General features: G+C 57.8%; 11 protein-coding genes. 6 read left to right on the forward strand and 5 right to left on the reverse strand.

What is annotated here, in order from left to right; genetic code table 11:
• On the reverse strand, positions 1-2132 hold a 2132-nt coding region (locus ACFPM8_RS21455; protein WP_379000829.1), incomplete at its 3' end, for a M12 family metallopeptidase.
• Positions 2133-2261: 129 nt separating this feature from the next.
• Positions 2262-4148 carry an ABCB family ABC transporter ATP-binding protein/permease gene (locus tag ACFPM8_RS21460; RefSeq protein ID WP_379000831.1) on the reverse strand — a complete coding sequence of 629 codons (1887 nt, stop codon included), beginning with the start codon at positions 4146-4148 and terminating at the stop codon, positions 2262-2264.
• 70 nt (positions 4149-4218) lie between these two features.
• On the opposite strand from ACFPM8_RS21460, the gene ACFPM8_RS21465 reads away from it, so the two are divergent.
• The 3 genes from ACFPM8_RS21465 to ACFPM8_RS21475 all read left to right on the forward strand — a co-directional run bounded on the left by ACFPM8_RS21465 (position 4219) and on the right by ACFPM8_RS21475 (position 6629).
• Positions 4219-4626, forward strand: a complete 408-nt coding sequence (locus tag ACFPM8_RS21465) for an acyl-CoA thioesterase (RefSeq protein WP_379000834.1) — start codon at positions 4219-4221, stop codon at positions 4624-4626.
• A gap of 145 nt (positions 4627-4771) precedes the next feature.
• Entirely contained in the window at positions 4772-5815 is a 1044-nt protein-coding gene (locus ACFPM8_RS21470; protein ID WP_379000836.1) for a 2-dehydro-3-deoxygalactonokinase, read from the forward strand.
• A gap of 193 nt (positions 5816-6008) precedes the next feature.
• On the forward strand, positions 6009-6629 hold the full coding sequence (locus ACFPM8_RS21475; RefSeq protein ID WP_379000838.1) for a 2-dehydro-3-deoxy-6-phosphogalactonate aldolase: 621 nt from the start codon (positions 6009-6011) through the stop codon (positions 6627-6629).
• Positions 6630-6763: 134 nt separating this feature from the next.
• Here ACFPM8_RS21475 and ACFPM8_RS21480 read toward each other — a convergent pair whose 3' ends face one another.
• The 3 genes from ACFPM8_RS21480 to ACFPM8_RS21490 all read right to left on the reverse strand — a co-directional run bounded on the left by ACFPM8_RS21480 (position 6764) and on the right by ACFPM8_RS21490 (position 11847).
• The gene (locus tag ACFPM8_RS21480) at positions 6764-8470 is read right to left on the reverse strand and encodes a long-chain fatty acid--CoA ligase (RefSeq protein ID WP_379000841.1); all 1707 of its coding nucleotides are present in this window, start codon (positions 8468-8470) and stop codon (positions 6764-6766) included.
• 223 nt (positions 8471-8693) lie between these two features.
• Complete coding sequence (locus ACFPM8_RS21485; protein WP_379000843.1) at positions 8694-9746, reverse strand: aminopeptidase; 1053 nt, start codon at positions 9744-9746, stop codon at positions 8694-8696.
• Between the two features lie 19 nt (positions 9747-9765).
• On the reverse strand, positions 9766-11847 hold the full coding sequence (locus ACFPM8_RS21490; protein ID WP_379000845.1) for a molybdopterin-containing oxidoreductase family protein: 2082 nt from the start codon (positions 11845-11847) through the stop codon (positions 9766-9768).
• A gap of 262 nt (positions 11848-12109) precedes the next feature.
• On the opposite strand from ACFPM8_RS21490, the gene ACFPM8_RS21495 reads away from it, so the two are divergent.
• The 3 genes from ACFPM8_RS21495 to ACFPM8_RS21505 all read left to right on the forward strand — a co-directional run bounded on the left by ACFPM8_RS21495 (position 12110) and on the right by ACFPM8_RS21505 (position 15134).
• Positions 12110-13303, forward strand: a complete 1194-nt coding sequence (locus tag ACFPM8_RS21495; RefSeq protein ID WP_379000847.1) for a M20 aminoacylase family protein — start codon at positions 12110-12112, stop codon at positions 13301-13303.
• A gap of 112 nt (positions 13304-13415) precedes the next feature.
• Positions 13416-14303 carry an SMP-30/gluconolactonase/LRE family protein gene (locus tag ACFPM8_RS21500; protein ID WP_379000849.1) on the forward strand — a complete coding sequence of 296 codons (888 nt, stop codon included), beginning with the start codon at positions 13416-13418 and terminating at the stop codon, positions 14301-14303.
• 282 nt (positions 14304-14585) lie between these two features.
• Positions 14586-15134 carry an acyloxyacyl hydrolase gene (locus ACFPM8_RS21505; protein WP_379000859.1) on the forward strand — a complete coding sequence of 183 codons (549 nt, stop codon included), beginning with the start codon at positions 14586-14588 and terminating at the stop codon, positions 15132-15134.
• The last annotated feature ends 79 nt before the right edge of the window (positions 15135-15213 follow it).

The following is a 15213-nucleotide window of genomic DNA, read 5'->3' on the forward strand; positions in this document are numbered from 1 at the left end:
GTGGTGCGCGCCCATGTATAGGTAAGCGGATGACCACTGGCCGAACGCGCATCGACGTCGACCGCTATCGTCCCGCCCGACTCAACGCTGTCGACAACTCTCAAAACAACTTCCGGCGGCGCTTTTGGCGGCTGCGCCTTGACCAGCACGGTATGTTGCGCGCTCACAGTCTCTTTGCCGTCCTGCACGTCAACCGTGAACGTGAATGGCCGGTCAACCGTCAGCGCCGGAACAGTAAAGCTGGCTCGTGCGCCGTCTGGCGTTAGCTGGATGCCTTCCGGGGCGTGCCACACGTAGCTCAAGGCGTCGCCGTCCGGATCGCTTGAAGCGGAAGCATCCAGCGTCACCAGCGACTCGGCCTCCGCTTGCGCAGGACCGGTCAGATGCGCGACCGGCTTCTCATTTTGCGGGACAGCAGGTGCCTTGACCGTCACGATCTGCTCGCGCTTGACTTCGTGCTTGCCGTCCGACACGGTGACCGAAATCCTGCCTTTGGCATCCTTGTCGACCGCGGCAACCTGATAACTGCCTGCCGGCTTGTTACCGATGCCGCCGCCGAACAACGATTTGGTGCGCGCCCATGTATAGGTAAGCGGATGACCGCTGGCCGAACGCGCATCGACATCGACCGCTATCGTCCCGCCCGACTCGACGCTATCGACAACGGTCAAAACAACTTCCGGCGGCGCTTTGGGCGGCTGCGCCTTGACCAGCACGGTATGTTGCGCGCTCACAGTCTCTTTGCCGTCCTGCACGTCAACCGTGAACGTGAATGGCCGGTCAACCGTCAGCGCCGGAACAGTGAAGCTAGCCCGTGCGCCGTCTGATGTCAGCTGGATGCCTTCCGGGGCTTGCCACACATAGCTCAGGGCGTCGCCGTCCGGATCGCTTGACGCAGACGCATCCAGCGTCACCAGCGACTCGGCCTCCGCTTGCGCAGGACCGGTCAGACGCGCGACCGGTTCCTCGTTTTGCGGAGCGGAATAGACCTGCTTGATGAGCAGCGCGTCGCCAGCGCTAAAGCCGGTGCGAACGCCGATTGCGACGCCTTCTGGGGCGATAATGGTCGGCGCATCCTTGCCGATCGAAAAAGCATAACGGCCGTAATGCAGGAGCGACGCATAGTCGTAGTCGCCATACGTCACCGACTGCTGATCCGGGATCTTCCTGAAGTTATGCTCCTCGCCCTGAGTGATATTGGGATATTGCACGTGCACGTAAGAATCCCGGTCATGGCGCATATGCTCATGCATGAACCCGATCGCATGCATCATTTCATGCATGATGATGCCCATCGGAAAACAGCCCGATGCAAGGTTCAGATCCTGCACTCCGCCCTTTCTACCGGGATAGGAATTACAGCCGGTAGCCCCCGTATGGCGGAAATACACAGAGTCCTGGTCGGCCTCGGTACGCGGCACGAATCGAATCTGCGTATGCAGATCAAACTGCTTGATGGCGTCATTGATGGCCTGTACCGCTACCGGCGGAAAGGCGGGGTCGATGCTGTAAGGAACAACGCCGTTGCGCCACAGCTTGGTCTGCTTGGCCTGCATCCCCCGCGCCTGAAACCCTTTGCCCTCGCCCAGGATCATATCGCCCTGATAAACCAGCTGATCGCCGATCTTCACGGCATCGGCGTCGAATTCGCTGCCGTCGACCGAATTGGACAGGCGAACCGTCATCGATTGCGAGCGCAGCGGCTGATCGCGCTTGAGTTCGGTGACCTTGAGCTGGTCCAGTGTGTTTTTCTCCGACCCGGATGCCGCCGCGAATGACGCATTGCCGATGATCTTGCGCTTCAGCTCGGCTGTCCGATTGCCGTCGGACAGTTGCAGCTTGATTTCGCCCTCGGCTTCCGAAGTCGTATCAGGCGCCCACACGGTAATGGCCGCGCCTTGGTCCGGACCATGGGCCCAGCCTGCCGGCACCGTCCAGGTATACGTCAGCCGACTGTGGTCGAGCCCAAGCGTCGCCGCGTCCGGCGCCTCGATACGCAATGCCGCGTTGCCCTGGAAAGTGGATGCGACTGTTTCGCTCCAGGTCTGGGCCGAGGCGGCGGCGGGTAACAGGAAGGTTCCGCTGCAGAGCAGGGAGGCGATAAGCGTGCGTTTGGCAATGTGAGTAAGCATGATGGATTTGTCGAATAAGGGACGTGGAAAACCACTGGGACGCGCCATTATGTTGAGCGCGTCCGCAAGCGTCGACAAATCTCAAGGAATTCTTAGTAACCGCTGCACCGTCCTGAGGCGAGCCGCGGCCTACACCATGCGCAAACCCTGTTCGGCATAATCGCCTGCGCCTGGGGGGAGCGGCGATGCGCTCGCCATTTCCTCCGGATGCGCCTGCTGGCGCAGCCACATTTGCGCATACGCGCCGTTGGCTGCCAGCAATTGCGTGTGGGTGCCGCGCTCGACGATGCGGCCGTGATCGAGCACCAGGATCTGTGCCGCATCGGCAATCGTCGACAGGCGATGGGCGATCACCAGCGTGGTCCGGTCCTTGGCAATCTCTTTCAGTTGCGCCTGGATCGCCTGTTCGGATTTGGAATCCAGCGCCGAGGTCGCCTCGTCGAAAATCAGCAGCGCCGGATTCTTCAACAAAGTGCGGGCAATCGCCACCCGCTGCTTTTCGCCGCCCGACAATTTCAAACCGCGCTCACCCACCATGGACGCATAGCCGTCCGGCAGCGATTCGATGAAGTCGTGGATATGCGCCGCCTTGGCGACCGCGATGATTTCTTCCTTGCTGGCGCCCGGCTTGCCGTAGCCGATGTTGTACTCGATGCTGTCGTTGAACAGCACCGTATCCTGCGGCACGATGCCGATCGCCTGCCGCAACGACGCCTGCGTGATGTCGCGCAAATCCTGGCCGTCGATCGTGATGCGGCCGCTGTTGATATCGTAAAAACGGAACAACAGCCGCGACAAGGTCGACTTGCCGGAACCGCTATGGCCGACCACCGCGGTGGTGGTGCCGGCGGCAATCGTGAAATCGACATCGAACAGAATTTGCCGTTTGCTTTCATAACTGAAATCGACATGCGAAAACCGCACTTGCGCGCCGCCCGTCAGCAACGGTTTGGCAGAGGCGGCGTCGGCGATCTCGCGGTTTTCGTCGAGCAAATTGAACAAGCGCTCCATGTCGGCCAGACTTTGTTTGATTTCGCGATAAATGACGCCCAGAAAATTTAGCGGGATGTACAGCTGGATCATGAATGAATTGACCAGCACCAGGTCGCCCAAGGTCATCTTGCCGTCGATGACGCCTTGCGTGGCGCGCCACAAAATCAAGGTCACCGCCGTCGCAATGATCAGCGACTGCCCGGTATTCAACAGCGATAGCGAGCTTTGCGATTTGACCGCAGCGCTTTCGTAACGCATCAGGCCGTCGTCGTAGCGCTTTGCTTCGTATTCTTCGTTGCCGAAATATTTGACGGTCTCGTAGTTGATCAGCGAATCGATCGCCTTGGTATTGGCACTGGAATCGAGCGTGTTCATCGTGCGCCGGAAGTGCGTGCGCCACTCGGTGACGGTGACTGTGAACACGATGTAACTAAGCAGCGCCACGAAGGTAATGCCGGCGAACCAGATGTCGTAGTGCAGCACCAGGTAGCCCAGCACCAGCGAGATTTCAATCAAGGTCGGCAGGATGCTGAACAAAGCGTACGACACCAGCGATGAGATGCCGCGCGTGCCGCGTTCGATATCGCGCGTCATGCCGCCGGTTTGCCGATTCAGGTGAAAGCGCAACGATAAGGAATGCAGGTGGCGGAATACCTGCAGCGCAATGGTGCGCACCGCGCGCTGCGTCACCCTGGCGAACACGAACTCGCGCAATTCGGTAAACATGGTGGTGCTCAGACGCAGTGCGCCGTACGCCACCAGTATCCCGATCGGCAGCACCAGCAAGGCTTGCGGATGGCTGGGCGTAATCGTCATGCTGTCGACCAATTTCTTCAGCACCAGCGGCACGCCGACGTTGGCCAGCTTGGCGCCGAGCATGAACAGCAGCGCCAGCGAGACCCGCCATTTATAGGTCCAGAGGTAGGGTACTAGCGTCTTCAGCGTGGCCCAGTCGCTGCGCTTGATTGACGATGGGGCAGCGCCGGCGACGGCTGCCGGCGGCGGGGAGGAGTGATGACGCATAGTAATAAAATCTTCAGGAATGGTTTAAGCTACAAAGCTTGTTCATTGTAGCCGTTAGGGAAAATCAAAGATGACTGACCAATCCAACAACACCCTCCCCGTCGGCGCCATGCCGCAGTTGCGGGTCATGCCGATGCCGGCCGATGCCAACGCGCATGGCGACGTATTCGGCGGCTGGATCATGGCCCAGGTTGATATCGCCGGTTCGATTCCGGCATCGCGGCGCGCCAACGGCCGGGTCGCCACCATTGCCGTCAATTCCTTCCTGTTCAAGCAGCCGGTGTTCGTTGGCGATCTGCTGTCGCTCTACGCCAACATCGTCAAGGTCGGCAACACCTCGATCACGGTCAATGTCGAAGTCTATGCCGAACGCAACCGGCTACAGGCGGAAACCGTCAAAGTGACCGAAGCGACGCTGACCTATGTCGCCACCGATGACCAGCGCAAACCGCGCCAGCTGCCGCCGGTATCGCCGTAAATTCAGGCAGCAAGCGGCAGCTGTCGCAGCCATTGGTTGAAGCCCCACCCCATACTTGCTTTATTGACAATGACATTGCCCGGGGCTAGAGTACGCAATCCCGGCTCCCGGCATCGTCTCCAATCCTTCCAGTGAAGCAATGCTCATGAATCCAGCACAGAATCAAACCAGGCTGATCGCGCTCGACTGGGGCACCTCGTCGTTGCGCGCATACCGCCTCGGCGCACAGGGCCGGGTGCTGGATCTGCGTTCGCTGCCCTGGGGCGTGATGCAGCTGCCGGAGGTCACCACGGCGGTCGCTGCCGGGGTCGATGACAAGACCGGATTTGAATTCGCTTTCGAACAGGCTTGCGGCGACTGGCTGCGCGCTGCGCCGCAGACCCCGGTGATTGCGGCCGGCATGGTCGGCAGCCGCCAAGGCTGGCGCGAAACTCCTTATCTGCCGATACCGATTGCGATCGATCAGATCGGCGGCAGCTTGAGCACGGTCAAAACCCGCAGCGGCCAAATCGTCCATATCGTGCCCGGCCTGATCCAGAGTTCGGCGCTGCCGAATGTCATGCGCGGCGAAGAAACCCAGGTGATCGGCGCGCTGGCGCTGTTGGATGCAGAGCGGAATTCACACACCGCAACAGAAGCGGATCAGGTATTGATCGGCTTGCCCGGCACCCATTCCAAATGGGTGCAGATACGCCGCCTTGAATCCCAAGACCGCATTACGCATTTCGATACATTCATGACCGGCGAGCTATACGCGGCGTTATGCGGCCACACCATCCTGGGGCGCACCATGTCGGCCAGCGATGCCAACGGCGATGATCATGCCGCCTTCGATCGCGGCGTGCTGGTCGCGCAAACCCCGGCCGGACGCAACGGCTTGCTGTCGACCATGTTCAGCACCCGGACCTTGGGCCTGACCGGCGCACTGGATGGCGTCGGCCAGCGCGAATATCTGTCCGGACTGCTGATCGGGCATGAAATCGCGGCATTGCAAACCCTGCTGAAGGATCAAGCGCAGCAGCCGGCCCGCGTCATGCTGATCGGCGCGGCCGCGTTGTGCGCGCGTTACACCCGGGCGCTCGGCGCAGTTGGCTTTGATCGAATCGACGTTGCGGCGCAGGCCACCGAACGTGGCTTATGGCAATTGGCGCTGGGAGCTGGCTTGCTGAGGTCCGCTGCAGCGGATTAAATCGTCAATCCCGCAAAAAAAGTACACGCCCCACCTCTTTCGGGCACCTCGAAAAACCGTAGCGAGCGGCCCAAGGTCGGGGCGAGAAGCGCAGCCGTACGGAGGTACGGTGAGCATCACAGCCTCGAGATTGGGCCGCGCAGTAGGTTTTTCGAGGTGCCCTCTTTCCTTCGCCTCTTTCCAGGAGCATCCAATGTTGAAACATGCAATGAAACACTGCGGACTGATCGCTATTTTGCGCGGCGTCCAGCCCGATGAAGTGGCGGCAGTCGGCTTGGCATTGTACGAAGCCGGATTCAGGGTCATTGAAGTGCCGCTGAATTCGCCTGCGCCGTTCGACAGCATCCGCATACTGCGCGCCAGCCTGGCCGCCGACTGCGTGGTTGGAGCCGGGACCGTACTGACCCCGGCGCACGTCGATGCGGTCAAAGCTGCCGGCGGTACAGTCATTGTCATGCCGCACAGCGACGCGGCGGTGATCGCTGCCGCCAAACAAGCCGGACTGGCTTGCGCGCCAGGCGTCGCCACCGTGACCGAAGCGTTCGCCGCATTGGCGGCCGGTGCCGACGTACTGAAAATGTTCCCGGCCGAACAGTTGGGACCTAGCGTGATCAAGGCATGGCGGGCGGTGATCCCGGCCGAGGTCGCACTGATTCCGGTGGGCGGCATCACACCGGAAAATCTGGCCGCATTGGTCGACGCCGGCGCCTCCGGCTTCGGTCTCGGCTCGGCACTGTATCAGCCTGGCCTGACTGCCGCACAGGTCGCTCGCAATGCCGGCAGATTCGTCGCTGCATGGCGCGCGACGCAATAACTATTTTGATGGCGGCTGCCAGCCGCGGCAATTTGTCCCGAGCAAAAATAAACCCCGGATGCGCTTTTGGCACATCCGGGGTTTAATCATTCAGGCCGACGCCTCCGGTCGGATGCCTCCTCGACTCAGAATCTCTACGCTACCTTCTGTTGCGCGTCCGCCTTTTGCCCCGGCTTCTCGTCACGCAATTCGCGCCGTAAAATCTTGCCGACATTCGTCTTCGGCAACTCGGTGCGGAACTCGATATATTTCGGCCGCTTGTAACCGGTCAGCTGCTCGCGGCAATACGCCATCAGTTGTTCAACCGTCAGCGTCGGGTCCTTACGCACCACGAAAATTTTCACCACTTCGCCCGCATGCTCATCCGGCACACCGACGCAAGCGCATTCCAGAACGCCAGGATGCAGCGCCACGACGCCCTCGATCTCGTTCGGATACACATTGAAGCCGGACACCAGGATCATGTCTTTCTTGCGATCGACAATCTTGGTATAGCCGCGTGCATCCATGACGCCGATATCGCCCGATTTGAAAAAGCCGTCAGGCGTCATCGCCTGCGCAGTCTCCTCCGGCCGGTTCCAGTAACCCGCCATCACTTGCGGACCGCGAATCGCGATTTCTCCCGGTTCGCCTTGCGCCACGGGGTTACCCGCGTCGTCCAGGATGGCGATCTCGGTGGAAGGCAAGGGCAAGCCGATGGTGCCGCTGTATTCAGTAATCGAACAGGGATTGGCAGAAGCGATCGGCGACGTTTCCGACAGGCCGTAACCTTCGATGATCGGACAGCCGGTGACTTCTTGCCATTTGTCGGCAACCACCTTTTGCACAGCCATGCCGCCGCCAACGCAAACCCGGTAGCCGGAAAAATCCAGCTTGGCGAAATCCGGATGATGCAGCAGCGCGTTGTACAAGGTGTTCACCGCCGGGAACATATTGATCTTGTATTTCGACAATTCCTTGATCAAACCCGAGATGTCGCGCGGATTCGGGATCAGCAGGCTCAATGCGCCTTCACGCATGCCGAGCAGGCTGCACACGGTCAGCGCAAAGATGTGATACAGCGGCAACGCGCACACAAACGCCAGTTGATCTATTTTCGGTCCCTTGGCCAGATTGGGGAGCAGCCAGGCTTCTGCCTGCAACACGTTGGCGACCACGTTCCGATGCGTCAGCGTGGCCCCTTTCGAGACACCGGTAGTACCGCCGGTATATTGCAGGAACGCGACATCGTCCTGGCTCAGCGTCACCGGCTTCAGTTGCATGGACGATGCTGCCGACAGCACGCTATTGAACGTGATGGACCCGGGCAGCGAGAAGCTCGGCACCATCTTTTTCACGTGCCGCACCACCAGATTGACCAGCAAGCCTTTCATGCCCATCAGGTCGCCCATGCTGGCCACCACGACATGCTTGACCTTGGTGCGGGCGACAACTTGCTGCAATGTGGTTGCGAAATTTTCGAGGATGAAGATCGCTTCGGCGCCGGAGTCGTTCAGCTGATGTTCAAGCTCGCGCGGCGTGTACAGCGGATTGACGTTGACCACCGTATAGCCGGCACGCAAAACGGCGGCAATCGCGATCGGGTATTGCAACACGTTCGGCATCATGATGGCGACGCGCGCACCTTTTTGCAGACCTTTGCTTTGCAACCAGGCACCGATTTTGCGCGATAACTGGTCCATCTCGGCATACGTCAGGTATTTGCCCATGCAGGCGTAGGCATTGCGTGCTGCGTATTTCTGAAACGCTTCTTCCAGCAAATGCACCAGGGAGCTGTATTGCGTGAAATCGATATCGGCGGGCACGCCTTCAGGATACGAATTGAGCCAAAATTTATCCATATTTTGCCTTTAGTCTCTACTTGTTATAAATACACTTCTACTACTTTTCAAGCGTTCCAACATGTTCGAAACGCGACGCTAAAGGAGAAGTGCCATACGTGCAAAAAAAAGCACGGCTGTATTTTTTTATCTTTCGCGATGCTATCGGGCAAAGCGCTGGCATGCAAGCATTTTGACGCGTATTTGAGCAAGTCTTCGACTGATGCCTGCCGGCCCTGATAGCTTACTGTGAGTTCTGTGCGGCCAACTCCCGCAGCCGACGCTGCCTTTGCTCCTTGCTCATCGCGGCCAATTTTGCCACTGCAACATAAAATTTGCCGAAGCTCTGCTGCTGCGCCAGCAGCGCCTGAAATCCCGGCACAAAATCGTAATACGTCGCGACCAACGCCAGGTGAGCGTTGGAAAGCGGCTCGGCAAACCAGCGGTCATAGCCGATATAGCCGCCCCAGCGCGCTTTCAATGTTTGGTACTCATCCTTTAACGATTGGAAAATCATGCTCTTGCGCTGTATTTTTTGCTGGTCGCTGGCATCGCTCGCATAAGTCGCCGCCAGTTGTTGCCGGTACTTCAACAACAGCGCCAGAAAATCCTGCTGACGCCCTTCGAATTCGACATAAGCCTGACGCGTCTTAGGATCGGCAGCGACTGCCAGCCAACGCTCCACGCCGGCCTGTTCGACCGTGGTCGCGAACGATTCGTTGAATTGAGTATCGCCTTTGGCATACACCTTCTGATGCGCCAGCTCATGAAAAATCAGCCGCGCCAATTCGCCGTCGGGATAATGGATGAAAGTCGACAACAGCGGATCGCTAAACCAGCCGAGCGTCGAATAAGCCGGCACACCTGCCACCTGGACGTCGTAGCCTTGCTGCCGCAACTTGGCGCCATAGGCTTGCGCTGCGCTTTCGCTGTAATAGCCGCGATAACTGACGCAACCGGCGATCGGGAAACACCACTGCTTCGGTTCCAGCGACAAGGCTGGCGTCGCTACCACATTCCATAGTGCGAACTGGCGCTTCAAATCAGCGTATTCGCTATAACTGCGGTTGTCGGGCAAATCCAGCTGCTGCACAGCAAAGCGGCGGATCTGCCTGGCCAATTCCAGCTTTGCCTTGAGCCGCTGATCCACCGCCGGATCGCTCACCCAATCGTCAATCGGATGCGCCTGTTCCAGCACCGACAACTGGCCATGCACGGCCTGCCCGTAATAGCCAAGCTGGGCACAAGCCGAAGTCAGCAACACCAGGAATACGGAAAATAGTAGTCGCACCTTCATGTGCCGACGGGACCGTTTTTCAACTCTTTTCGACTTCTACCAATACATCGTAAAAAGTCGGCCCCCGCCCCATATCGGTCAGCTGCTGGCTGGTCACTTCGTTGACATTCTTGCCGTCGCTGGCAAATTTCTTCCACCAAATCGACAGCCCCACTACCAGCCCGAGGCGCGCTTTGTCGGTGATCCGCAGTTTGGCGATGAAAGAACCGCGGTCGTTATAAATGCGGACCATATCGCCGTTGATCAAATTTCTTTGTGCGGCGTCGGACGGATGCATGTCGAGATGCGGCTCGCCTTCGGTAGCGCGCAGGCTTTGTATATTGACGAAACTGGAATTGAGAAAATTACGCGCCGGCGGCGAAATCATTGCGAGCGGATATTTGCTCGCCAGCGCAGGATTGCTCGCTGCCGATTCATACGGTGCGATATAGCTTGGCAGCGGTTCCAATCCATCCTTCAGCATTTGCGCGCTATAGAACTCGCATTTGCCGGACGGCGTCGCAAAGCCGCCATTGGCGAATGGCGCGTCAGGCACATTCAATTTTTGCCAGCCCTTCTGTTTCAACGAATCCCAGTCGAAATGCATGGCGCGCACATTTTTCCGGTCAAAAGCCTGGGCCGCAATGTCTTCGTCGCTCTCGCGAAAACAAGCGTCGTCAAATCCCATCCGGGCCGCCAGCAAGCGGAAGATTTCCGTATTTGATTTAGTGTCGCCAAGCGGCGCAATGGCGGCATTATTCGCCAGCATATATTGATGCCCGTAGGCCGCATGCACGTCGACGTGTTCGAGCTGGGTGGTGGCCGGCAAAATGATATCCGCGTAATCGGCGGTGTCGGTCTGGAAATGCTCCAGCACCACGGTAAACAAATCTTCCCGCGCGAACCCTCGGGCGACGGTGCTCGATTGCGGAGCGACTGCAACCGGATTCGAGTTATACACAATCAGCGCTTCGATTTTCGGGCCGAATTCGGGAGAGGCGTCGCGCAGCAAATCATCGCCGATGGTACTCATGTTGATGGTACGCGGCGTCAAGTCTTGACGGGACAGCAAATCGGGCCGCTGCAAGGCTTGGCTGTTTTTGGGAAAACTATCCGACGCCGACAACTGGACGCCGCCGGCAGCCTGCCGCCATGCCCCGACCAAGGCCGGCAGGCAGGCAATATTGCGTACCGCCATGCCGCCGCCGCGCACTCGCTGCAAACCATAATTGATACGGATCGCGACCGCGTCGCCCTGGGTCGCAGCGCTGCCGTAGGCACGCGCCAGTTCCACGACTTCCTCGGCGCTTATGCCGCAGGTCTCAGCGGTCTTTTGCGGGGTCCACTGTTGCACCTGCTGTTTCAACTGTTCGAAGCCCAGCGTGTATTGGGCGATGTAATCGTGATCCAGTAAATCCTCGGCAATCAGCACATGCATGATGCCGAGCGCCAAAGCAGCGTCGGTGCCGGGCAACAAGGCGATATGCTGATGACATTTCTCGGCGGTGAGGGAGCGATACGGATCGATTGCTATCAGTTTGGCGCCGCGCCGTTTTGCTTCTTGCGCCCGCATCCAGAAATGCAGGTTGGAGGCAATCGGATTGCCGCCCCAGATCACGATCAATTTGGCGTTTTGAAACTGCTCAAGGTCAGTGCCGACCCGCGCGCCTATCGTGTATTTGTAGCCGACTCCGCCGGCCGTCGCGCAGATGGTGCGTTCCAGCAGCGATGCACCGAGCCGATTGAAAAACCGCATCGACATCGATTCGCCCTGCACCAGTCCCATCGTGCCGGCATAGCTGTATGGCAGGATCGCCCGCGGATCGCGTGCGGCAATCGCACCTAAGCGAGTAGCAATCGTATCAAGCGCCTCGTCCCAACTGATCTCGATGAATTTGCCTTCGCCTTTATTGCCGATACGCTTCAGAGGATGCAGCAGGCGATCCTTGTGATAAGTGCGTTCCGTATAGCGTGAAACCTTGGTGCACAACACGCCGGCAGTGGTCGGATGATCGGGATCGCCGCGCACCTCGGTGGCGACGCCATCCTTGACAGTCACCAGCAGTGCGCAAGTATCGGGACAATCATGAGGGCAAGCGGCACGAACGATGGTAGTAGTCATAATGTCATCACAAAACAGAGGCACTGGAATACGCCACTTTAGCAAAATACGGCCAGGTAGATATGATTTACCGAGGTCCGGCGCCATCCTTGGGCCCAACAGACGCGGCTTGTACCGCGCCCGGGTTGCCAGTAAAAAGGGGCTATCATGCCGTCCGCTGCTTGAACGCCGACCGGCCGTGTGGCGTAATATACACAAACCAAATGCCACGCCATTGCCCATTTTTATAAAAAAGAGGCATGCCAAATATCAGGAGCCCGATATGAAATTGATTGATCCCATCATCGCCTTTCAGCCCGAACTGCAAACTATCCGACGTGACTTGCATGCCCATCCGGAACTCAATTACGAGGAGCGGTGGACCGCCGATACGGTCGCCCGCAAGCTGACCGAATGGGGCATTCCGATATTGCGCGGGATGGCGGTGACCGGTGTCGTCGGCATCATAAAAAATGGGACAAGCGATCGCGCCATCGGCTTGCGCGCCGATATGGATGCGTTGCCGGTGCAGGAATTGAATACTTTTTCTCACGCCTCGCAGCATCAGGGCAAGATGCACGCCTGCGGCCATGATGGTCACACCGCGATGCTGTTGGGTGCGGCGCACCACCTGGCGCAGCACCGTCATTTCGACGGTACTGTCTATTTGATTTTCCAGCCGGCCGAAGAAGGCGGCGGCGGCGCGCAACGCATGATCGACGATGGCCTGTTCGAGAAATGTCCGATGGAAGCGGTGTTCGGCATGCATAACTGGCCGGGCATGGCCGCCGGCAGCTTTGGCGTCACTGCCGGGCCGATGATGGCCTCCAGCAATGAGTTTGAAGTCATCGTAAAAGGCAAAGGTTCGCACGCTGCCCAACCGTATAAGAGCATCGACCCGGTCATGGTTGCGGTGCAAATTGCCCAAAGCTGGCAAACCATCGTCTCGCGCAATGTCAATCCGAACGATCCTGCGGTACTGTCCATCACCCAGATTCATGCCGGGAGTGCGACCAACGTGATCCCGGATCAAGCGACCTTGATCGGCACCGTGCGCACATTTTCGGTTGCGGTTCTGGACTTGATCGAGCAACGCATGCGAGACATTGCACAACACACCGCTGCCGCATTCGGAGCTGAAATTGAATTCCGTTTCCATCGCAATTATCCGCCGCTGATCAATCATGCCAAGGAGACTGCGTTTGCCATCGAGGTGCTGCAAGCGATGGTCGGCAGCGACAACATCAATCCACAGGTGGAGCCGACCATGGGCGCGGAAGATTTTGCGTTCATGCTGCAAAACAAGCCCGGCTGCTATGTTTTCATCGGCAATGGCGAAGGCGCTCATCGCGATAGCGGTCATGGACTCGGCCCATGCAATCTGCACAACGCCAGCTACGACTTCAACGACGAATTGCTGCCGATCGGCGCCAGTTATTGGGTAAATCTGGCTGAAACCTATCTGCGGCAGAATTAAAAATCCTCGCATAAACAGGTTTTCCATCCGCGTCTGGCATTGAGGCGACGGTTTAGTGTTGTCATTATTTTGACGTCATAATGACGGATTCCTCGCTTCCGAAATCACTCTCATGGATCAAATTCAAGTCGCATTCGATGTGCCTATGCAGTTGGGTGAATGCCCTCTTTGGCACTCTGTTGAAGCAGCGCTCTACTGGGTCGACATCTCTGCAATGCAGGTCCATCGTCTGCGCCCCAGCGATGGCGCTCACGCCATGTGGCAATTACCAGCAGAACCCGGCTGTATCGGCCGCCACGCCGCTGGCGGCTTGATCGTGGCTATGCGGACAGGCATGGTGCATTTGAATACTGTTAGCGGTGAATTGAGCGCAATTGCCGATGCACCGTATGACATCGCAAGTACCCGATTTAACGACGGCCGATGTGATGCGGCGGGAAGATTCTGGGCCGGAACAATTTATGAGCCGCGCGATCAGCCCCTTGGCCGGCTGTACACAGTCGAGCAAAATGTGGTGCGCGAAGCCGGCAATCCCGTGACTGTTTCGAATGGCCTTGGCTTTAGCGGCGACGGCCGGACGCTGTATCACAGCGACACGACTGCGCACAGAATTTCCACCTACGAATTTGACTTGGCGACCGGGAAGATCGGCGCAGGGCGGGTGCTCAAGCAGTTTTCGATGGACAAAAGCGATCCAAATTATGGCGGCCGTCCTGACGGCGCAGCGGTCGATAGCGAAGATGCGTATTGGTGCGCAATGTATGAAGGCGGCAGGATATTGCGACTGGCGCCGAGCGGAGAAATCTTGCGAGAAATTATCTTGCCGGTGCGTTGCCCGACGATGATCGCCTTTGGCGGCCCTGATTTACGCACCTTGTATATCACGACAGTCCGGGAAAAGCGGGCCCCCATCGAGTTGGAAAAATATCCTCTGTCCGGCTGCATTCTTTCGTTGCGGGTCGAAGTGCCTGGCCGGATTGAGCCTGCGTATATCGGGTGATGCCGCGAGTTCCTATTCGAGGTCGCACTGCAGGATGATACGGTGTGGCAGCGATTGCATAAACATCTAGGCACTCACATTTTTTGCAACAGCAGAAAGCCGCTCGCCCGGCAGAAATACTGATTTTGAACTATTCTTCAGGCCTGTAATTACAGGCAATTAATATTTCAGGATACTAACGCCTTGGCGATGGCGACACAGCCAGGCGACGCCGGCCTCGGTGTGGGACGGCGTTCCGTTTGTTGGTCGTTTTATTTATTTTCTTATGCTCGAAAGTCTTTTATGCAAAAAAAACAATGCGCATTAAAAATCCTTGCCGTTGCATCCTTGCTGGCCGGCGTTCATTCAACCAGCTTTGCAGTTGATTCAGCGTCGTTTGAACTTGGTACCGGCAACAAGAGCCAATTGGCAAGAGTAGCAGCGCAATGGGATTGGGATAGCAAGTGGTGGCAGTCGAACGGGACTCATATTGGTGGCTATTGGGACTTGAGTCTTGCCGAGTTTCGTCAGGATCAATATCAGAACATCCCCGGTCAGCACAAGAATCTGACTGATATCGGTTTCACGCCGGTATTTCGTTTCCAGGCAGACGATAAAAAGGGCCTGTATGCCGAGGCTGGAATAGGCGTGCACCTGATGTCGCATCTCTATGACAACAACGGTCGCCGCTTTTCAACTGCATTCGAATTTGGCGATCACCTTGGCGCCGGCTATGTATTCAACAACGGCCTCGATCTTGGCGTAAGACTGCAACACTTTTCAAACGGTGGCATCAAACACCCGAACAGCGGCGCAAACTTTGCTGTAGCACGCGCGGCATATCATTTCTAAACTGATATCCGACCTTGGAATAAAAAAAGCCAGTCCTTGTTGACTGGCTTTTTTGTTTTGGACGCACTGATTACGTCTA

Origin of the sequence: Paraherbaspirillum soli (genome assembly GCF_042654985.1) — a bacterium.
In the GTDB taxonomy this organism is placed as follows: domain Bacteria; phylum Pseudomonadota; class Gammaproteobacteria; order Burkholderiales; family Burkholderiaceae_D; genus Paraherbaspirillum; species Paraherbaspirillum soli.